Genomic DNA, 20,476 nt, shown 5'->3' on the forward strand with positions numbered 1-20,476 from the left:
TTTAATACTCCCAAGTAACTACTTCGAGTTCGATTGCTTTGTCTCTAGCATCACTACCTTTTCTTTTGCTACTTCTTTTTCCTTTTGAGTCGATGTCAATGTATGTCCTCCAAGAATAGGCGCAATAACTAACCCAACCAAACAAGTAAGCTTAATCAGAATATTCATTGATGGGCCTGATGTATCTTTAAAAGGATCCCCTACTGTGTCGCCTGTCACCGCGGCCTTATGCGCATCTGAGCCTTTGTAAGTCATTTCACCATTAATTTCTACGCCTGCCTCAAAAGACTTCTTAGCGTTATCCCAAGCTCCACCTGCATTATTTTGAAATATGGCCCACAGGACACCTGATACAGCAACTCCGGCCATATACGCACCCAATGCTTCCGGTCCCATGATGAAGCCGACCAAAATAGGTGTAATAATCGTTAATGCACCAGGCAACATCATTTCGCGTAGCGCTGCTTTGGTCGAAATCTCCACACACTTATCATACTCCGGCTTACCTGTCCCCTCTAATATTCCTGGTATTTCACGGAATTGTCGGCGTACTTCATTAACCATATCCATCGCCGCCTTGCCAACAGACTGCATGGCCAATGCAGAAAATACCACAGGAACCATCCCTCCTATAAAAAGTGCAGCCAACACATCTGCTTTAAAAATATTAATACCGTCGATACCGGTAAAAGTTACATAAGCAGCAAATAACGCTAATGCCGTCAATGCTGCAGAAGCAATTGCAAAGCCCTTACCTACAGCGGCAGTTGTATTTCCAACAGAATCCAAGACATCCGTTCGCTGACGAACCTCCTTTGGCAATTCACTCATCTCTGCAATCCCCCCTGCATTGTCTGCAATAGGACCAAATGCATCAATCGCCAATTGCATCGCAGTCGTCGCCATCATCGCTGAAGCCGCAATCGCTACACCGTAGAATCCTGCCAAAGCATAAGAGCCCCAAATCGCAAATGCAAATAATAACACAGACGAAAAAGTAGACATCATACCTGTAGCTAGTCCGGCAATAATATTAGTGCCCGCACCCGTTGAAGAGTTACGTACAATATTGAGTACAGGCTTCTTTCCTAAACCAGTATAATATTCTGTAAAAGCTGAAATCAAGCCCCCTACGGCAAGCCCCACAATGGTCGCATAAAAGATATTCATTCGTGGTATGTCCTTAAACCCCTCTCCAAAAAACTTCATTTGAATTACTTCTGGTAGCATATACTGAATCAAGAAAAAACATGCGACCACAGTCAGAGCAATCGAAACCCAATTGCCCATGTTAAGTGCCCTTTGCACCTCCGCTTCTTTTGCGTCATTATTAGAAACCTTAACAAAGAATGTTCCGATAATAGACGCTAATATACCAACACCAGCAATCACAATGGGCAGTAAGATAGGCCCCATTCCCTGAAACGCATCCGTGTAGGCTACACCTGCGGCCTCTCCCATATCTTTAATTACATAATTACCCAACACCATAGACGCTAACACTGTAGCTACATACGAACCAAAAAGATCAGCTCCCATTCCAGCGACATCTCCCACATTATCACCTACGTTATCAGCAATAGTAGCGGGGTTTCTAGGGTCATCCTCCGGAATACCTGCTTCGACCTTACCTACTAGATCCGCTCCTACATCGGCAGCCTTGGTATAGATACCGCCTCCAACCCGTGCAAACAAAGCTATAGATTCGGCCCCCAGAGAAAAACCAGCCAATGCTTCCAGCGCTACTGTCATTTCACTATAAAAGCTATTTTCCCCGGAAACAAACATCTTAACAAACAAGAGAAAAAAGATACTCAAACCCAATACAGCCAATCCAGCCACACCCAACCCCATCACAGTACCTCCTGAAAACGAAACCTTTAAAGCCTGCGGCAAACTGGTACGGGCAGCTTGCGTCGTACGGACATTCGCACTAGTAGCGATACGCATCCCTATGTTTCCTGCCAGGGCAGAAAAAAAAGCCCCAAAGACAAAAGCAACAACAATAATCCAATGACTAGTCTCTACCAGTGTAGAAACAAAAAATAAGGCAATTGAGGCAATCACCACAAAAATTAAAAGTATTCGATATTCGGCTTTCAGAAAGGCCATTGCTCCTTCTTGAATACTCTTAGAAATAAATTGCATTCGGCTTTCACCTGAATCTTGCTTTCTTACCCAACTTGCCTTGGATAGCATAAATAATAGACCGAGCACAGCGAGAGCTGCTGGTAGGTAAACGATAAGGTTCTCCATAAACTGTTTATTTGGTTATCAGTTAAAGCTATCAATTTTTTGGGAAAATAGAAAACCTTTAACACTTTCTTTTTGAGAGCTTTCACGATCAAAAAAATCAGTTTACAACCCAATAATAAATGGCATCACGTTCCTCAATCTTTCCTAAATCCACTAATTTCCGCAACACTTGGATTCGCTTACTTTCATCCGCAACGGGGATCGCATCAATAAGATCATGAAGCCCCAGGCCGTTCTCCAGTAATACAACCCGCATCTCCTGCTCAATCTTATGCTCTTGTCCTTCCTTAAAATCCCGGGTCAAACAAAGATCACAAACACCACAGGATTCCGATTCCGATTCACCGAAATAACTCAATAAGGCTTGGCTCCGACAAACTTTCTCATCAAGGTAGTCATATATCGCTTTCACTTGTCGTTCTTTAAATTGTCTACGCTCGCGCAAAAAATCAATATCAATGTATAGGTTTTTATAATCTACCCGGCTCTGCAAAAATTGAAGCTGGGGTTTGTCTGTACTCTTCAAATAAGAACCGACCTGTTGTTTCTCTAAGCCTTGCAGCAACTCAACGACCGCCTCGTAGGGAATCTTCAGCTTTTTTGCGAACTCATATTCATTGATCGGCACATAGAAATCAAAGACACCACCATAAGTCCGTAAAATGGCCTTAATTACGGGATCATACTTTGCAGATTGAACCTGAAACTTGTACAAATCCTGAAAATCGACTTCAAATTTGAACCGTGAGGGAATGTAAACGGCCTCCGACAAGGAGATCCAACCATCTCTTTCTAAAAATTTAACAGCACTTAACGTCTGTAGCAGATCTATTGTGTACTTCTTGCTAAATTCTACAATATCGAAATCAAAAAAAAGACCTTTTCCAGCACCATAAGCAATCTGATAGTAATTTGCTAAATAATGGTAAACCTGCTGAATGAAACTTATCTCTGGAAAACTATTTTCCAAATTACTCCATAACCGTTCACGATCTGCCTGTTGATACAGAAGGACAGGGAATGCCTTCTTTTCGTCCCGTCCGGCCCTACCGGCTTCTTGATAGTACGCTTCCAAAGAGTCCGGGACGTCCAAATGAATTACAAAGCGTACATCCGATTTGTCTATCCCCATCCCAAATGCATTCGTCGCTACAATAACCCGGGTTTTGTTGGATGTCCACGCCTCTTGCTTTAATGAACGTTCTTTCATCCCGATACCCGCATGATAATAATCTGCCGGAACCCCATGGTTCAAAAGAAACCTTGCTACCTCCTGCGTCTCCCTACGATTACGAACATATATCACGCCTGTACCACCAACTTTCTTTACAATACGCAACATTCGATTCATCTTATTTTCCTCTTGTAGCGCCATATAGCCCAAATTATAGCGGGCAAAACTACGACTCAACACATTGGGTGTTGTGAAACCTAATTTATCTTGGATATCCACCACAACCTCAGGAGTAGCTGTAGCTGTCAAAGCGAGAAAAGGTACATGGGGGTGTAACTCTCGTAATTGTGCAATCTGTAAATAAGAAGGTCTGAAATCATACCCCCATTGCGAGATACAATGCGCTTCATCAATAGCCCAAAGGCTGACCTTCATATACCGAAGACGTTCTCTCACCAAATCAGAATACAACCGTTCTGGTGCTAGATAAAGAAATTTGATTTTTCCAAAAATACAATTGTCTAATGCAATATCCACCTCTCTATACCCCATTCCTGAATAGATCGCAATAGCTTCTATACCACGACTCCGTAATTGTTCAACCTGATCTTTCATTAATGCAATCAAAGGACTGATCACTATACATATTCCCTCTTGCAACATGGCCGGTATCTGGAAGCATACAGACTTACCTCCTCCAGTGGGCATTAAAGCAAGCGTATCCCGTCGATTCAAGACAGACTGTATTACTTCTTCCTGTAACGGCCTGAATGCATCGTAGCCCCAGTATTGCTTTAATATAGAAAGACTATTTTCTATCATATCTTATTCCTCATCCCAAACATAAGCAAAATTATTTTTCAGTATATATACCTGTTCCCTAAGAATATCATTCCTAAACTGAATATATGCTAGAGTTTTATCCGAGTTGCTACCATCAACTAGTATCACAGGGACCTTGCGATCTGTATTTATGAGGTATTTCAATTTACTTCTATTATTTTTGCGCCATACAATAATATCCACATCCTTTACAGTATCGACCAGCTCTCTTTCTAAAACAAGTACCCTTTTATTCCCCAACGATAGCGTATAGTTAATACTATCATTATCAGGAAGTTTTACAAATTCTATCGAATGCTCATCAGCAAACTGTCTCAGATCCGGTAAAACGGCATAAACGTTATTTCTGTGTCTCAACGAATCAAATGTACTATACAACACTACTTTTCCTTTCCTGATATGAGCAATACCTACTTCCGAGCGGACATTATAAACACGATAACCACTGAGATTTTGTCGCTTTATATACAACGTACCAGTACAACCCAAAAAGCACACGAGCAAGCTTAAACCCATAAAAACAGCTTTCTTATCTTTAAAATTCCAGGCCCATATTAATGCTAAGAGTACTAAAAAAAACAAGACGACTTGAATTTCATTCCAGATAATTCCCTTCAAAACTGCAACGGGAAGTCGCTCTATATAGCCCAACCCTTCTACCGAGAAATTCAATAACCCATGCAATGCCAGCCCAAAATAATTATTTACCATTGAAAAAGGGCACAAAGCCAGCAATATCCCCAAATACATTATCGCAGTACTAGGGATAGCGATAAATAGATTTGCAGGTATAAAATAAGTTGGAAATTGTCCAAAATAATAAAGTATTACCGGCAAGGTAAATAGTTGAGCGGCTATGGAAATATAGATGTAGTCAACTATGATACGCGCCAAGCGCTGTTTCGGACGATAGAAAGATTTAAACAATGGGTAGAGTATCAATATGCCCAACACGGCCAAGTAGGACAATTGAAACCCAACGTCAAATAAGCTTTTGGGTGAAAATATTAGGATAAATAATGCCGATGCAAACAATGTGTTTAACGGTACTTGAGTTCTATTCGCCCCTATGGACACGATAAAAAAAGTAATCATAATTCCAGCCCGAAGAATCGGTGGGCTCATCCCGGTAAGAATCACATAAAACCATACAGCCAACAAAATAACAACACTTCGTATATGCCTTCCGTAAGAAAATCGATTCATCCATTTTAACAACAGCGTGAGAAGTGCAAAAACCAATCCTACATGCAGACCAGAGACACTCAAAATATGTACCGTGCCAGTATTCCGAAATACATCTATTGTATCTATGTCTATCTGAGATCGGTAACCAAAAATAAGAGCCATAGCCAGCTGCAACGAACTACTATCTTTAATATTGACTGCAAATTTGTGCATCATCTGCTCTCGGAAAAATAAGGCTCTATCTACAATAGGATTACCTTTTTGCAAACCAACTTTCACTATTTGATTAGCAGAAAGAAAACACTGTTGCTCTATGTCTTTACTTTGAAGGTATTTTCTATAATCAAATTCTTTAGGATTAGCTGCTGGTTTTACTATTTGTATCTGATTCGGTATTTGTAATAAATCACCATAACGGAACTCTTCTCTTTCGGTTGTATCCAATCGCAACGTTACCATTAATTGACCTGTACTTGCATGTACCCTCCCTTCCTGAACGACAGCTTTCACATCGGCTGAAAAACGAATATTCTCCCCTTTAATTTGAGGCTCCTCGTTTACTACAACAAAAAGGTGCTGGGATTCAAAGTTTGAAAAATGCGCGGTCTGATAAGATGGCATTGTACACACGGTGGTCCATACCCCCAGCACACTCCATGATAAATAAAAACTCAAGGGAAATAGTAACCTACCCCAAGACTTTCTCCGGTTGAAGAAGCTCACCAATTGTAAAACAATCAAAATAAGTAGTACGTCGATCCAAAATGAAAATTGGAAAGATGTGGTATAATAACCGACACATATACCGGGTAAAAATGCTAATAATGGTTTTGCCATCGGGATTTTCCCAAAGTGTAATGCTAGGATATTCTGCTTTACCATTGCCATCTCAATTGCACTTTTAAATCGGTTTTCTTAGCTCCTTCAATTAAATCCAATCCAGAACCAACCTCCTTTCTTTGGAAATAATAAGTCAATGCATACCGGGTCCATATATCAAGGTTTCTTTTTATCTTATAGCGAATATTAAGGTAAGAGCGAATACCTCTATCGTAATACATTGGAAAACCAGATGCATACAATACATCATTTTCATAAGCATATATACGGGAATCGTAGTCGTCAGTATCAAAATAGGCTAGACGCATATTAAACTGTAACTGGGGTTTTCTAATCTGCCAGAAAGCGTCTTGGTAGCACAGAAATCCTTTACTTCTACTTGTACTTTCCTTTTCAAATCTCATGATCTCTCCCCGTGTACGTATACGCCAAGTGTCACTCAGCTTATACTGAAAATCAACTCGAAATTGATGTCTGTTTACATCAGCCAATAGATTGGTATTTCGATCTGCTATAACCGTATTCTCCTGCTTAAGCCGATATCGGTATCGGAATGTCAGTTTTCCAATCTTGTACCATGTGTATGTAAATTGGCTTAAGAAATCTACGCCAGAGCTAGGTGCATCCACTCGATACCGTAACCAAGGAAACTGGAATAGATCAATATAATTTACCCATTCTACCTTTCTGCTCGGATGGTACACCGCCCCTGTATATACTCCTCTTTCATTGGCCAACTGACTTCCCTCACCTAAAGACTGTCCATAAATTGTGTGATAATCACGCTGGTAATTTCTATAGTTAGCAAATAGAGAAAGCTTAGAATGTACACTGGCTATAACACCATTATTCGTAGCCCAGCCCCCACCAAAGCTATATGCAGTTTCCCCAAAAAAATAATAGTTTCTAAACGAATAATTGTAGTGCCCGCCAACACCATGAAGGCTTTTGCCTTCAAAATCGAACTTTTGTCGAAGGTCAACACCTCTTAGCTTGAGCCCATCATATGTACCCCCCATATAAGTTATGCCGATTTTTAATCTCCTGTGCCTGTACCTAAAATTACTTCCATAAACCACTTGTCCCACAGCTTTTCGAGAAGACTGCTCGCTCTCGGTCCGATGTAGCCCAGACATATTGATACTGGAAATAATCCGATCTCCTTCAAACTCTTCTACTTTTCCTGACAACTTATTGTATGCAACAAATGGTGTCCATTCCACATTGCCCACGTCTATTGAAGCAGCGAGCCCTCTTTGAAAATTATTTTCATTCATAGATGAGTAAGGAACCAATCCTTGCCCCTGTCGCGCGACACTTCCTATCCAGGCGCCCTTACCGAAACTTAATCCGTTCCATGTTACCAGCCCCTGACCAAATTGTAAAGCATAATCTCCGAGGACCACCCTTTTTACATATTTATTCAAAGCCCTTATCTCTATATGACCGGAATAAAAATCGAAACCATACCGTTGCTTTCCTTTGAAGAATGGCTCACCTGCATCCTTTTCCATATTTATCGCTACCCGAATTTGATTATCATAGTTCCATCGGTAACGCAATGCATACCGATTAGGATCTCCTAGATATCTCGATCGATCGCTCCCCTGGATTTGATATCCGATTGCAGGTTCAAGGTTTCGTCCGTAACGTATCATTAGCATACTTTCGTCTTTGTCCATCATAGTTCTGAACTTAAATCCTTTCAGCGGATTTATTGGCGCTATCTGTACAAAAGGAACAATCCTTTCGATCAATTGAGCGTCAAAATCTTTAATTGCCTGTAATTCGAGAATATTGAGAAATGGTCCTGAGGAAGTTCGATGATCAATTAAGTTTTGAATATGTTGTGGTGAGAGAAAGAATAGATCGCCAAGCTCAGATTCACTCGCGGTATTTAGATCCAAGGGATTTTTTAAGTAATAGTGCAATTTTTCCGAGATTTCGCTGATATCAACATGCTCTCCCAATTCCTCCTGGATTTGCTCTAAAAGCAACTCATCTATACGTTCTTCTTCTTGTGCAAATGATAGACAAGGCCCCAGCGTTAGAAAGAACATGGTTATTAACGATCTAAAAGCCATAATTCAAGGCTATTTGAGGAGAATATCCTATACGTGTATGAAAAGAAGATGAAATATCAAAAATCAGCTTTCCTATTGTTATTCCCGCCCCAGCAAAATATTGCATTGGCTTTGCAGTCACCCCTGCCCGTAATATGAATAATCGATCTATATCGTAAGCAAAACCTACTTTAGGATCTATTGCCCGTATTGTATTATAATAAACATCCGCAGTTACCAACAATTCCTTAGACAAGCGATACAATACACCTACGCCAACCTCTTTTGTGATATGTTGATCAATGGTGTCATCAAAACTAGAAAAAGAAACATTACGCAATAAGGTTCCAATAGCAAACATTTCATTAATCATAAAATGGAATCCTAGATCTAAGGACAATGCTTGATCTCCGCCGTACCCCTTTACCTGATATTGATGATAATTGGTAGATAGTGACGTGGAAATAAAATCACCAAAAGCACGTGCATATACAGCACGCAAAGTTAATAAGGAAGAAGTTCCCTTAAGCCCATAATTATTAAGAGCCACACCAATCGCATTTTTCTTTTTGATTGGGACGATTGAAAACAAAGCTTGAGCCTGTATATCATTTGTTAAAAAATGAGGTTGATAAGCTACCGCGACCTGAGCATTTGACAGCTTAGTGAGCGCAGCTGCATTAACTGTGAGATTATAAATAGAGGGCAAGGCCAATCCCGTATTGCCCATACCTTGCAATGGAGCTGCAAAAAAATCCTGCGCATAAGTTGGTAATCCTAGCAGCAACAGGAACATCACTACACTTGTATTCATACTTTAAGCCTTTGGTTTTCACTAAATTAATAAAAATAAGGAAAATAAAAAACAGATGAATCACAGATTATATCCAACGAGTTAAAAAATCATCACATAAAAAAAGCCAGATAGTTTTCACTATCTGGCTTCCGAAATAACGTAATTAGTCTTCTAGATATCTATTCTAGCATACTTTGCATTTCTTTCAATAAATTCTCTTCGAGGAGCTACCTCATCTCCCATCAACATAGAAAATACGCGATCAGACTCTGCTGCATTTTCTATCGTAACTTGACGTAATGTACGATACTCAGGATTCATTGTTGTGTCCCATAGCTGCTCTGCATTCATCTCACCAAGACCTTTATAACGCTGTACATGTACTGAATCCTCTTTTCCCGTTCCTTTCAAACGCTGTATCGCAGCTAGACGTTGGTCTTCATTCCAAGCATATTGAAAATCCTTACCTTTTTTAACCAAATACAAAGGAGGAGTCGCTATATAAATATATCCTTTTTCGATTAGCTCGCGCATATACCGGAAATAGAAAGTCAAGATCAACGTAGCAATGTGGCTACCATCGACATCCGCATCCGTCATGATGATAATCTTGTGATATCTTAGTTTAGCCATGTTCAATGCTTTAGGATCCTCTTCTGTACCAACAGAAACGCCCAAGGCAGTAAACATATTTTTGATTTCTTCGTTCTCGTAGATTTTGTGCTCCATTGCCTTCTCTACGTTCAAGATCTTACCGCGAAGTGGCATGATAGCTTGATTGTTACGGTCACGTCCTTGTTTGGCTGTCCCCCCCGCCGAATCTCCCTCGACAAAAAATATCTCACATATCGAAGGGTCGTTACTCGAACAATCTGCCAGCTTTCCAGGTAAACCTGAACCACTCATTACAGTCTTGCGCTGCACCAATTCACGAGCTTTACGTGCGGCAGCTCTTGCTTGAGCGGCTATAATTACCTTTTGAACTATAATTTTAGCTTCTTTCGGGTTTTCCTCCAAATAGACGCCCAAAATCTCTCCGACCGCGACATCCACCGCGCCCATAACTTCCGTATTTCCCAGTTTTGTTTTCGTCTGCCCTTCAAATTGAGGTTCTGCGACTTTTACAGAAATAACCGCTGTTAGGCCTTCACGAAAATCATCACCAGTAACTTCAACTTTTGAGTTTTTCAACAGACCAGATTCGTCAGCATACTTTTTAAGTATCCTAGTTAAACCTCTACGAAAACCTGCAACGTGCGTTCCGCCTTCTATTGTATTAATGTTATTAACGTAAGAGTGTACGTTCTCAGAATAGGTATCATTGTATTGAAACGAAAGCTCTACCGGAATACCTTGCTTTATTCCTTCCAAATAGATTGGCGTAGGGATCAATGCATGTCTATTACCATCTAAGAACTTGACAAACTCCTGAAGTCCGCCCTCGGATAAAAACACATCTTTCTTTTCTGAGCCATCCTCATTCGTCTCACGCTCATCTAATAAAGTCAATGTAATCCCTTTATTCAAGAATGCGAGCTCTCTAAGACGATTAGCTAATGTGTCATAATTATAAATAGTCGTTTGCGTAAAGATTTCAGCGTCTGGCTTAAATGTAACTATAGTACCATTTTTGTCAGAAACACCCACTTCCTTCACCTCATACATTGGCTTACCGCGCTCATATTCTTGATTGAATACTTTACCTTCACGATGTACTTCAGCCTTCAAATGAATCGACAATGCGTTCACACAAGATACCCCAACACCATGCAGACCTCCAGACACCTTATAAGTATCTTTATCAAACTTACCACCTGCGTGAAGTACCGTCATTACCAACTCTAAGGCAGACTTATTTTCCTTCTTATTTATCCCGGTAGGAATACCTCTACCATTATCCTTTACGGAGATGGAGTTATCCTTATGGATCGTTACAAAGATGTCATTACAGTAACCAGCAACAGCCTCATCAATAGAGTTGTCAACAACCTCATAAACTAAATGGTGTAAACCTTTAGGGCCTGTATCTCCAATATACATGGAGGGGCGTTTACGTACAGCTTCCAATCCCTCTAATACCTGAATATTATCAGCTGAATACGTTGTAGGATTCTTTTTTTCTTCGCTCATGAAATAAATTAAAAACAGAAAAAATCTTTATGCAGCATTATCCCCAATCAAAATAAGAAGTATTTTCTAAGATCTATATTGATCTAACAAAAGACAACACTACCCATAAAAATTAACTCTCAAAGTTAATAAAAATTAGGCACTTAAGCAAGCAATAGCTTGCGTAAAATACCGCTAAAAACACATTTTTTATTTACAAAACGACTAAAAAGATGGATTTGTAATTTTTTTATAGTAGGTTTGTTTTTTAAACTGAAAATAGACAAAAGAATGAATAGATTTTTAGCAAACTTATCAAAAGTTACTTTAGGATTAGGCTTGGCAATGGCAGTTACGGCATGTAATCAAAATGCCCCAAATACAACTTCTACAAAGAACGATAGCACAGCTGTTTCCCCATCCAAAAATCAAGAAAAAATTGTCTATGTAAATTCGGACACGCTTTCTGAAAAGTATGTTTATTTCAAAGACATCAAGACCAAATTGGAAGCTAAAGTAAAGAAAGCGCAGACTGATCTACAATCCAAAGGTCAGGCCTTTCAACGCGAAGTAGCAGAATACCAACAAAAAGCCGCAACGATGAGCGCATCTGAACGTCAAGCTACCGAGGAAAAATTAGCACGTAAACAAGATGAGTTAGGTCGACTTGACCAAAATGCATCACAATCATTAGCTCAAGACGAAGCTACTGAATTTAATGCCGTTTACAACGCTATCACAGAATACTTGAAAAAACATGCAGAAGAAAAAGGTTATCAGTTTGTTTTAACTTACTCTAAAACAAACCCTGCTGTTGTTTATGCCGATTCAAAATTAGACATCACTAAGGAAGTGGTAGAAGCATTGAATAAGGAATACAACACAAAGAAACCAGCTGATAAAAAATAAAACTAAACTTTTTTATATAGAACTAAGGGATTCAAGATACTTGAATCCCTTTTTTTTGGAAAGTACCCGCACTATTGATTCGTTTTAACTCATTATGGCATAATATGAACCTTTTATTTGAACGACCACTTTGCGAATTCAAATGAATATCATTATTTTGAAACAAAATTAAAGCGTCTTATCCTAAAATGGTTACATACATCCTCCAACATCCAGAAAGTAGCTTTGAATGGATAGATATATCCAACCCTAAACTCGAGGACTTTCATGAATTAAAAGAAAAGTACAAGCTCAACGAAGCCTCCATACGGGACTGTATCGAAACCGGGCACCTTCCCAAAATAGAGGAATTCGAAAACTACCATTTCTTAATAATACGTTCTATCCCTAATAAGTTTGACGAAGAGTCAGATTCTTTAGTCGAAGTAACCGAACGAATATCTTTATTTTACAACGAAAATTTCGTCATCACGGTACATCGCAACGAGATTGATTTCCTCGAACGCATCAAGACAACTGAAAGATCACATCGCAGACTACAATCTAGCAAGACACTAGTTAACGGCCTCGTGTCTGATGCATTAAAAACATTTGAAAACCTAGTTTTAGGAAAAATGGCGCTACAGCTTGACTACTATGAGGAGATTGTATTTTTACACCATAGAAGAAAACCATTTCTTAAGAAGCTATATTACATCAAAAGACAAATTGACGTAATCCGAAGTGTTTTGACGTTATACAAGGATATTGTCGATTACTTCCATATGCCAGAATACAAAAACATATACACCCAAGATCTTAGGGATTCATTTTCCAGAACCAATACCCTCTTCAGAAATATATCAGAAAACACATCTCAATTGCTGAATATCTACTTCAACATTGAATCCAATCATACCAACGAAATCATGCGTACACTGACGATAATATCGGTGTTTTTCATGCCACTGACTTTTATTGTGGGCGTATACGGTATGAATTTCGAACACATGCCAGAACTGGAATGGGAATACGGATATGCAGGAATACTGATTGCTATGACAATTTTATCCGTATTAATATATTATTGGTTTAAAAGAAAAAGATGGCTATAAGTCACGCCGATCAAATCAGCTTCTTGGATACCGTCGCAACAAACTCTTTAAGATAAAACGGCTCAAAATAGACCAGGTCCTCAATCTCTTTGCGCTGTAATCGCTGAAAAGCAATCTTACTAAGATAAGTTGAGGAATGTCGATACTGATCGTCAATCATAATATGCTTTCGGTCGCTTAGTAGTTCCCCTAGTTTATTCGCTCCAGATCCAAAAAGTACAATCTTTTTTTGAGGAAAAGCATCAAAAGTATCCATATCAACGATAACAGCTGCGGTATCCTTTACAGAGTTTCTTGAACTGTCAAAAATGGCCATATAAACCTCCATACGTCGCGCATCCAACATTGGAACATACAGACAGTCATCCGCTAAGCCAAAATGCGTCGCATAGCCCTCAAACATACTATCCAATGTGTTTATTCCAAGCAGAGGGATGTCAAGCGCATAACACAGTCCTTTTGCGGTAGACACACCAATCCGTAGCCCAGTGTAGGAACCTGGCCCCTTGCTTACGGCCACAGCAGACAGGTCTTTATAATCCAGAGATAACTCCTTCAATAGTCGATCGATGTAAACAGTCAACATAGAAGCGTGAACATTCACCTCTTGCACGGCATATTCGCCTATAAGCACACCATCAGCACTTATAGAGACTGAACAGATTTCTGTTGCGGTATCGATTTGTAATATGTAGTTACTCATAGAATTATATATTCAGAAAATATATCAATTTAAGGAACAGGATCATGTCCATGTCCACCCCAGGGATTGCAACTAGCTATACGCTTTATCGCTAACCATCCTCCCTTAAAAGGGCCATACTTTATAATGGCTTCCTTACCATATTGCGAACAGGTCGGTGTATATCGACAGTTAGCACCCAACAATGGAGAAATTAGAAGTTGATACAATCGGATTATCAACAAAAAGATTTCTTTCAAAACCCTGACACCAAGTGCACCAATCTTACTGATTACCTTCATCAACCAATTGCTTTAATGCCTTTTCCATCTTGCCCATCATCGTTGCGAATGGCATTTCTTCCTTACCAACATACTGAATTGCTAACAACAGGCCCAAAGAACGTAACTTTACAGAAGGATACAAAAGGTCAGCTTTTTGCAAACGATACACCTCACGCATCAAACGCTTAATCCGATTTCGATCATGTGCGGCTTTAAATCTCCGTTTAGAAACGGAAATCACCACATTGACAGGCGATTTAATACGATCTAATGGTATATCCATATACACCACCCGAAAAGGGTATACAACAAAAGAAGAACCACTATGAAAAAGCTTACTTAATAAACTTTTGTTACATAGTCGTTCTTCTTTTTTAAATGTTTTTCTCATTCGATGACGTTAAAGTCCGAATGGCACAGTTAAAGTCACCGGCGCTAAAAAAAAGACTAGCCTTTGTGGCGGTACTCGTCAGAAACAGTAAGACGTTTTCTTCCTTTAGCTCTACGAGAAGCTAATACTCGTTTACCATTAGCTGTGCTCATACGCTCTCTGAAGCCGTGTTTGTTTCTTCTTTTTCTTTGCGAAGGCTGAAATGTTCTTTTCATGACGCTTTATTATATTTTTTTATATTCTAACCAATAATTATCCTTAAACAGGAATGCAAAAGTACTGTATTATTTCTAAACTATCAAGCACTAAAAGCAAAAAGTTTATGCCACAACACCTTCTTGAATGGACTGGCTATTTATTTTTTAGAATATCTCTAATCTCTGTAAGCAAAGTCTCTTCTTTGGTTGGAGCTGGTGGCGCTGCAGGAGCCGCCTCTTCCTTTTTATTAAGCGAATTTATCCCCTTAATAACCAAGAAAATACAAAATGCGATAATCAAAAACTGAATAATTACGTTTGCAAAGTTACCGTACTTAATAGCCACTTCCTCAACTCCGGCAGCAGCATTAGCTTCTGTAATAACGTACTTCAACTTACTAAAATCTACACCACCTGTAATAAAACCTATAGGAGGCATAATAATATCGTCAACAAGAGAAGTGACAATTTTACCAAAAGCACCACCGATTACAACACCGACAGCTAGGTCTAATACACTGCCGCGCATTGCAAATTCTTTAAACTCCTTTAAAAATCCCATAATTTATCAATGTTTTGTTTACCAATTATACACACAATAATAACGATAATAATCAAAACTACCTCCATCCAATCCGATTTTTTTATTATTAATTAATGTAGACAACAGAGTATATATATGATTATTTCGTATGTTTGCATTAGCATTACCCTATTCAAGCCAGTGCTAAAATAATTGCTAAAGTATAAAACGTACATCCCTCTTTATGAAAAAGATACTCATCGCAGATGACCACAGCATAGTTAGATTAGGGGCTGCCGTAGTGATTAACGAAAAATTCAATGATATTTCTATAACTAATGCAGTCACTATCAAAGAGGTCTATGATCATCTGAAATTTGAAAAATTTGACTTATTGCTTTTAGACATCAACATGCCTGGAGGCAACAATATTAAGGTTATCAGTGAAATACTTAATCTACAACATGACCTCAAAATATTGGTTTTTTCTTCTTATGACGAAAATATCTATGCGCTACGCTATATAGAAGCCGGAGCAGCTGGATACCTCAATAAAAACACAGCCATGGAAGAACTCGCTAATGCCATTCAAAGCATCCAGGATCGCGGAAAGTACATGTCCAACGAAGTAAAGGATCTATACGTCCAAAAACTAACAAGTACAAAGTCATCTATAGATCGTGTCAACCCTTTGAACAAACTGTCCAACAGAGAAATGGATGTCGCTAAGCATTTAATCGAAGGACATGGTATCCTTGAGGTATCGAATCTTTTAGCATTAAGCTCATCAACAGTGAGCACATACAAAAGTAGAATATTCGAAAAACTGGCAGTTAGTAACATCCCAGATCTTATAGAACTATTCAAGCTACACGCCAAAGATTAACATCCGGCAGGACCAGTCTGTTATATGCGATTTAAATTACAGACACAACACACCTACAGACCGCTACCAAAACATCGGTAAAAGCGATCTAAAGCACCAAGAATAAAGAGCTAGCGCTCTCCTTATAAAAAACGGTCGAATACCTTAGGCATTCGACCGTTTTCACAGCATATGATTCTTTATATAATACCTTCTTAATCTACATTATCGTGCAAAAACGAATTGTTTGAACGAATCTCTGTAACACCCTCGTCAAATGATAGGGTAAAACGAGACACTTGCGAATCCGCAGAATGAGGCACATCTTCTAAAGTTTTTTGCTTTCTTTTATAAGCCGGCTCATTTTCTAACTCCTGTAATCCGTTTGAAGATTTAAGCTTCATACTCAACTCCTTCAGGCGCAATATACGTTCCTTAGTTTTTAAAAGCTGATCTTCAAAATTCACTTCTTCTTCAACCTTAACTGTAGTGCTCGCGACATTCATTGTTGGCGCAGCGCTCGAACTCACTATATTATTTACCTGACTTTCCACTTCCTCATCAACCTTCTCCTCGTACGCATCAAATACAGTAGGTAGCTTGAATTCGAAAACTGAAGGTGAGGTCTTTAACTCAAAACCATGATTCTCTTCCTTTTCTTCAACAAAATCATCTTGCACATCTAATGTGTGTCTTACAACTTGAGGTTCAGCCTGCACATTAGAATTTGTGAAACCTGTAGGCTTTACCGGGGCCGTAAATAAATCGGCTTGAGGAACAGTAACCTTCTCCTCCACCACATTGGTAGGAGTCATTGGCTTTATGTAATTATCCACTCTTGACTCGATCGTTCTCTCCGCAAACTGGTTCTGAGAAACAGGTTTAACAAAAGAACTTGATGACTCAGGAGTCAAAGGCAACGCTACCTTTTCTTTTTCTTTCTCCTTTATACGCTCTTCTGAAGTCTGAAATCCCGTAGCAATAATAGTTACAGATAGATTTTCCTCTAGAGCCTCATCGATACAATTACCCCAAATTAAATCCGCAGTCAATCCTGCCTTCTCTTGAATAAAATCAGTAACGATCGCAACCTCATCCATGGTCACCTCGGTCTTACCAGAAGTAATATTCAACAAGATGTAACGCGCTCCTTCGATTTCATTATCCTTAAGCAGTGGAGATGCTAATGCACCCGTTACAGCTTTAATCGCTCTATCTTCGCCTGATGCAACGTGATTACCCATGATTGCTACCCCGCTATCATTCATAACGGTACGCACATCTTTAAAGTCCACGTTGACATAACCAGGAATAGTAATAATCTCAGCAATACCTTTCGCTGCTGTAGTCAATATATCATCTGCTTTCGCAAAAGCCGCAGTCATCGTAAGATTACCAAAAATCTCGCGAAGGCGGTCATTTGAGATTACAAGATAAGAATCTACATACTTGCGCAATTCATTCAAGCCTTCTTCAGCTTGCGAACGACGTTTCTTACCTTCAAATGTAAAAGGAGTTGTAATAATTGCTACTGTCAAAATCCCCATCTCCTTCGCCGCTTTAGCGAGTACTGGACTAGCCCCAGTTCCCGTACCACCACCCATTCCAGCAGTAATAAACAACATTTTAGTGTTGGCACCTAACATTCTCTTGATATCGTCGATACTTTCGATAGCAGAATTCTCACCAACATCAGGATCAGCACCAGCACCCATACCTTCTGTAAGACTAGCTCCCAATTGTACTTTGTTAGGAATTGGGCTCAACTCCAACGCTTGCGCATCTGTGTTGCACACAATAAAATCTACACCACTAATCCCTTGCTTGTACATGTGATTTACGGCATTTCCACCGCCACCACCAACACCTATAACCTTGATTATAGATGATTGCTCCTTTAACATTTCAAATTGTATCGACATAATATCCTATTTTTATGAACTGCCAAGCTACCGATCAATACCAAACTCAACAATTCGAATGTAATAATACCAAAATATCCACAACAGTTTTCCACATTTGTTAAATTGTGGAAAAAACCTCCCTGTGTTGAAAATTATTTCTTACCTATAAAAGTATCGTCATCAATCTCTTGATTATCCTTAATGAATTCAGAAATAATTTTAGTAAACCAACTCTCCTTTTTACTTTGTTTTTCTGCGATCTCCTTCACAGGTGTTCTTTCTGTTTTCTTGCTTGCGATTTCTTGATGTGCAGCCTCCTCGTCCTCTATAACCTGAATACCTTTAATCAAAAGACCAATACTTGTTGCATACATTGGACTTTTCATTTCCTCAAATGTCTGCTTGTTCAACATATCTGTTTTAGCAAGATACTCATTCGGGTAACCGATACGACAGTCTATTCCGGTGATATACTCGACCAACTGAACCAAATGTTTCAATTGCGCTCCACCACCAGTAATAACGATACCAGCAATTAATTTATCTTCGTAACCTGAAGATTTTATCTCGTAATACACGTGCTCGATGATTTCTTCCATACGAGCCTGAATTATATACGCTAGATTTTTGACCGAAATCTCTTTTGAATCACGTCCACGAATACCAGGTACACATATTACTTCATTTTCTTTATTTTCATCAGCCAATGCTGATCCATATCTCACTTTCAACTGTTCCGCCTGGTTTCTAAGTACAGCACAACCTTGACGGATATCTTCAGTTACAATATTACCCCCTAATGGAATTACAGCAGTATGGCGGATAATACCTTCGTGGAAAATAGCCACATCCGTAGTACCACCACCGATATCAACAAGTACAACACCAGCCATTTTTTCTTCATCATCCAATACAGCCTCGGAAGATGCTAATGGCTCCAACACTAACGAAGAAACTTCTAAATCAGCGTTATCAACACATTTCTTAATATTTTTGATATCCGTCACTCGGCCTGAAATAATATGAAAGTTAGCTTCCATACGACGTCCTGCCATACCAATAGGCTCTTTGATCCCTGGTTCATTATCGATCGTAAACTCCTGAGGTAATACGTGGATTATCTCTTCGCCCGGAGGAAGCACCAATTTGTACATATCCGAGATCAAACGCTCAACATCGATTCTACCAATTTCATCATCATCGCTTTTGGTCAAGATACCACGATGTTGAATACTCTTGATATGCTGTCCTGCTATCCCGATATTCACCACTTTAATATCCACATTGGACTGTCCTTCTGCAGAGGATACCGCCTCTCTAATGCTGAAAACCGTCTTTTGAATATTAGCGACTACCCCACGGTTGACTCCTGCTGATTCGGCTTTACCAACTCCCAACAACTCAATCTTATTCGAACCACTGCGTCTTCCAACAGTAACACAAATCTTTGTTGTACCGATATCCAATCCTACGACGATTGGATTCTCTCTTTCAATTTCTGTAATTCTTGGTTTCATATGCTGTATATTATGCTGTATTTTAATTCTTCATATTAATTTTCATTTGCAAACTGTCGATAAACCAGTTTCCCCTACGTTCGCAAATGATCTGTCCGCCATACTTGACGTTCACCTTCTCATAGGCATCACTACCTACTTTTGGAAGGATATTCTTATAGTACGCCTCTAGTCGTCTCAATTTATACCCCAACGAGTCTGCTGATCCGATCACCAAAACCTCTTTACCGACTCTAGGTATCAATTCGATATCCCGCTGATCGTTTACAAATATTTGAACGATCTGATTTTCCCAAAGCTCATCTCCGCGAACATGATCGACAACTGTCACCAAGTCCTGCACCAATTTGGACTCGATCTCCTCCAGAGGTTGTTTATAGCCCTCTGTGATATTACCATTCGCAACCATCACATGCGGTACATATTTCAACGTGACAGGTACTTTCTTCCCGGAACGATCTACATAGTACTCACGTCCGGCCTTATTGATAATACGGAGTACAACCTCCCGCTGCTGAACCGTAACCTGCACTGTACCATCCATATCCAAGTACACTTCCGCATTCGACACATAAGGCAGCTTTTCAATTTCCTTCTCAATCTGCTCAACCTTTATCGTTTTTAGGTCTTTCCCTACCACGGCACCAAACTTTTGATCGATCATCTTTGAAATATCGTGTTGATCAATAAATGTTTCCTTACCCTCAACAACAACTTTTAACGTTTTACAAGCTTGCACCCGATCCTTTTTCACAACCAGACTCATAAGCATAGCTAACCCAATAAAGGTCACTAGACCTAAAAAAATGTAAAAAACTACGCTCCATCTGATATTGCTCAT

General features: G+C 39.4%; 17 protein-coding genes. 3 read left to right on the forward strand and 14 right to left on the reverse strand.

Annotated features, from left to right (window positions below; genetic code table 11):
- Positions 1-18: 18 nt before the first annotated feature.
- The 6 genes from B5X76_RS15250 to gyrB form a co-directional block, all read right to left on the reverse strand.
- A complete protein-coding gene (locus B5X76_RS15250; protein ID WP_079644371.1) occupies positions 19-2,256 on the reverse strand; it encodes a sodium-translocating pyrophosphatase in 2,238 nt (745 codons plus the stop codon).
- A gap of 97 nt (positions 2,257-2,353) precedes the next feature.
- Complete coding sequence (locus B5X76_RS15255; protein ID WP_079644373.1) at positions 2,354-4,252, reverse strand: RecQ family ATP-dependent DNA helicase; 1,899 nt, start codon at positions 4,250-4,252, stop codon at positions 2,354-2,356.
- A 3-nt stretch (positions 4,253-4,255) separates the two neighbouring features.
- On the reverse strand, positions 4,256-6,349 hold the full coding sequence (locus tag B5X76_RS15260; RefSeq protein ID WP_079644375.1) for a ComEC/Rec2 family competence protein: 2,094 nt from the start codon (positions 6,347-6,349) through the stop codon (positions 4,256-4,258).
- Positions 6,337-8,385: a helix-hairpin-helix domain-containing protein gene (locus B5X76_RS15265; protein ID WP_079644377.1), complete on the reverse strand. Its 2,049-nt coding sequence runs from the start codon at positions 8,383-8,385 to the stop codon at positions 6,337-6,339. The genes B5X76_RS15260 and B5X76_RS15265 overlap by 13 nt, the downstream gene beginning before the upstream one ends.
- Positions 8,375-9,178, reverse strand: coding sequence for a hypothetical protein (locus B5X76_RS15270; RefSeq protein WP_079644379.1), 804 nt, complete (start codon positions 9,176-9,178; stop codon positions 8,375-8,377). The genes B5X76_RS15265 and B5X76_RS15270 overlap by 11 nt, the downstream gene beginning before the upstream one ends.
- 153 nt (positions 9,179-9,331) lie before the next feature.
- Positions 9,332-11,290, reverse strand: coding sequence for a DNA topoisomerase (ATP-hydrolyzing) subunit B (gene gyrB / locus B5X76_RS15275; RefSeq protein ID WP_079644381.1), 1,959 nt, complete (start codon positions 11,288-11,290; stop codon positions 9,332-9,334).
- A 159-nt stretch (positions 11,291-11,449) separates the two neighbouring features.
- Between gyrB and B5X76_RS15280 the strand changes: the two genes are divergently transcribed.
- Complete coding sequence (locus B5X76_RS15280; protein WP_245801065.1) at positions 11,450-12,178, forward strand: OmpH/Skp family outer membrane protein; 729 nt, start codon at positions 11,450-11,452, stop codon at positions 12,176-12,178.
- A 188-nt stretch (positions 12,179-12,366) separates the two neighbouring features.
- Positions 12,367-13,272, forward strand: coding sequence for a magnesium transporter CorA family protein (locus B5X76_RS15285; RefSeq protein WP_079644384.1), 906 nt, complete (start codon positions 12,367-12,369; stop codon positions 13,270-13,272).
- Between the two features lie 10 nt (positions 13,273-13,282).
- On the opposite strand, the gene tsaB is transcribed toward B5X76_RS15285, so the two are convergent.
- The 5 genes from tsaB to mscL all read right to left on the reverse strand — a co-directional run bounded on the left by tsaB (position 13,283) and on the right by mscL (position 15,388).
- Complete coding sequence (gene tsaB, locus B5X76_RS15290; RefSeq protein ID WP_079644386.1) at positions 13,283-13,975, reverse strand: tRNA (adenosine(37)-N6)-threonylcarbamoyltransferase complex dimerization subunit type 1 TsaB; 693 nt, start codon at positions 13,973-13,975, stop codon at positions 13,283-13,285.
- 29 nt (positions 13,976-14,004) lie between these two features.
- On the reverse strand, positions 14,005-14,256 hold the full coding sequence (yidD, locus tag B5X76_RS15295) for a membrane protein insertion efficiency factor YidD (RefSeq protein ID WP_079644388.1): 252 nt from the start codon (positions 14,254-14,256) through the stop codon (positions 14,005-14,007).
- Positions 14,240-14,629, reverse strand: a complete 390-nt coding sequence (gene rnpA, locus B5X76_RS15300; RefSeq protein WP_079644390.1) for a ribonuclease P protein component — start codon at positions 14,627-14,629, stop codon at positions 14,240-14,242. Before rnpA ends, yidD begins: the two co-directional genes overlap by 17 nt.
- Positions 14,630-14,685: 56 nt before the next feature.
- On the reverse strand, positions 14,686-14,844 hold the full coding sequence (gene rpmH, locus B5X76_RS15305; RefSeq protein ID WP_079644391.1) for a 50S ribosomal protein L34: 159 nt from the start codon (positions 14,842-14,844) through the stop codon (positions 14,686-14,688).
- A 136-nt stretch (positions 14,845-14,980) separates the two neighbouring features.
- Positions 14,981-15,388, reverse strand: coding sequence for a large-conductance mechanosensitive channel protein MscL (mscL, locus tag B5X76_RS15310; protein ID WP_079644393.1), 408 nt, complete (start codon positions 15,386-15,388; stop codon positions 14,981-14,983).
- Between the two features lie 205 nt (positions 15,389-15,593).
- On the opposite strand from mscL, the gene B5X76_RS15315 reads away from it, so the two are divergent.
- Complete coding sequence (locus B5X76_RS15315) at positions 15,594-16,235, forward strand: response regulator transcription factor (protein WP_079644395.1); 642 nt, start codon at positions 15,594-15,596, stop codon at positions 16,233-16,235.
- A 194-nt stretch (positions 16,236-16,429) separates the two neighbouring features.
- On the opposite strand, the gene ftsZ is transcribed toward B5X76_RS15315, so the two are convergent.
- The 3 genes from ftsZ to B5X76_RS15330 form a co-directional block, all read right to left on the reverse strand.
- Positions 16,430-18,136, reverse strand: a complete 1,707-nt coding sequence (gene ftsZ / locus B5X76_RS15320) for a cell division protein FtsZ (RefSeq protein ID WP_079644396.1) — start codon at positions 18,134-18,136, stop codon at positions 16,430-16,432.
- 134 nt (positions 18,137-18,270) lie between these two features.
- The gene (ftsA, locus tag B5X76_RS15325) at positions 18,271-19,635 is read right to left on the reverse strand and encodes a cell division protein FtsA (protein WP_079644398.1); all 1,365 of its coding nucleotides are present in this window, start codon (positions 19,633-19,635) and stop codon (positions 18,271-18,273) included.
- A gap of 22 nt (positions 19,636-19,657) precedes the next feature.
- Positions 19,658-20,476, reverse strand: coding sequence for a cell division protein FtsQ/DivIB (locus B5X76_RS15330; RefSeq protein WP_079644400.1), 819 nt, complete (start codon positions 20,474-20,476; stop codon positions 19,658-19,660).

The organism is Sphingobacterium nematocida (assembly GCF_900168125.1).
GTDB lineage: Bacteria > Bacteroidota > Bacteroidia > Sphingobacteriales > Sphingobacteriaceae > Sphingobacterium > Sphingobacterium nematocida.

Excerpts from the sequence above, each read along its gene's own strand:
- gyrB (WP_079644381.1), bottom strand. The coding sequence starts at position 11,290 with ATGAGCGAAGAAAAAAAGAATCCTACAACGTATTCAGCTGATAATATT.
- mscL (WP_079644393.1), bottom strand. The coding sequence starts at position 15,388 with ATGGGATTTTTAAAGGAGTTTAAAGAATTTGCAATGCGCGGCAGTGTA.
- B5X76_RS15260 (WP_079644375.1), bottom strand. The coding sequence starts at position 6,349 with ATGGCAATGGTAAAGCAGAATATCCTAGCATTACACTTTGGGAAAATC.
- B5X76_RS15285 (WP_079644384.1), top strand. The coding sequence starts at position 12,367 with ATGGTTACATACATCCTCCAACATCCAGAAAGTAGCTTTGAATGGATA.
- B5X76_RS15250 (WP_079644371.1), bottom strand. The coding sequence starts at position 2,256 with ATGGAGAACCTTATCGTTTACCTACCAGCAGCTCTCGCTGTGCTCGGT.
- tsaB (WP_079644386.1), bottom strand. The coding sequence starts at position 13,975 with ATGAGTAACTACATATTACAAATCGATACCGCAACAGAAATCTGTTCA.
- ftsA (WP_079644398.1), bottom strand. The coding sequence starts at position 19,635 with ATGAAACCAAGAATTACAGAAATTGAAAGAGAGAATCCAATCGTCGTA.
- B5X76_RS15315 (WP_079644395.1), top strand. The coding sequence starts at position 15,594 with ATGAAAAAGATACTCATCGCAGATGACCACAGCATAGTTAGATTAGGG.
- B5X76_RS15270 (WP_079644379.1), bottom strand. The coding sequence starts at position 9,178 with ATGAATACAAGTGTAGTGATGTTCCTGTTGCTGCTAGGATTACCAACT.
- yidD (WP_079644388.1), bottom strand. The coding sequence starts at position 14,256 with ATGAAGGTAATCAGTAAGATTGGTGCACTTGGTGTCAGGGTTTTGAAA.
- B5X76_RS15330 (WP_079644400.1), bottom strand. The coding sequence starts at position 20,476 with ATGAGCAATATCAGATGGAGCGTAGTTTTTTACATTTTTTTAGGTCTA.
- B5X76_RS15265 (WP_079644377.1), bottom strand. The coding sequence starts at position 8,385 with ATGGCTTTTAGATCGTTAATAACCATGTTCTTTCTAACGCTGGGGCCT.
- rpmH (WP_079644391.1), bottom strand. The coding sequence starts at position 14,844 with ATGAAAAGAACATTTCAGCCTTCGCAAAGAAAAAGAAGAAACAAACAC.
- rnpA (WP_079644390.1), bottom strand. The coding sequence starts at position 14,629 with ATGAGAAAAACATTTAAAAAAGAAGAACGACTATGTAACAAAAGTTTA.
- B5X76_RS15255 (WP_079644373.1), bottom strand. The coding sequence starts at position 4,252 with ATGATAGAAAATAGTCTTTCTATATTAAAGCAATACTGGGGCTACGAT.
- ftsZ (WP_079644396.1), bottom strand. The coding sequence starts at position 18,136 with ATGTCGATACAATTTGAAATGTTAAAGGAGCAATCATCTATAATCAAG.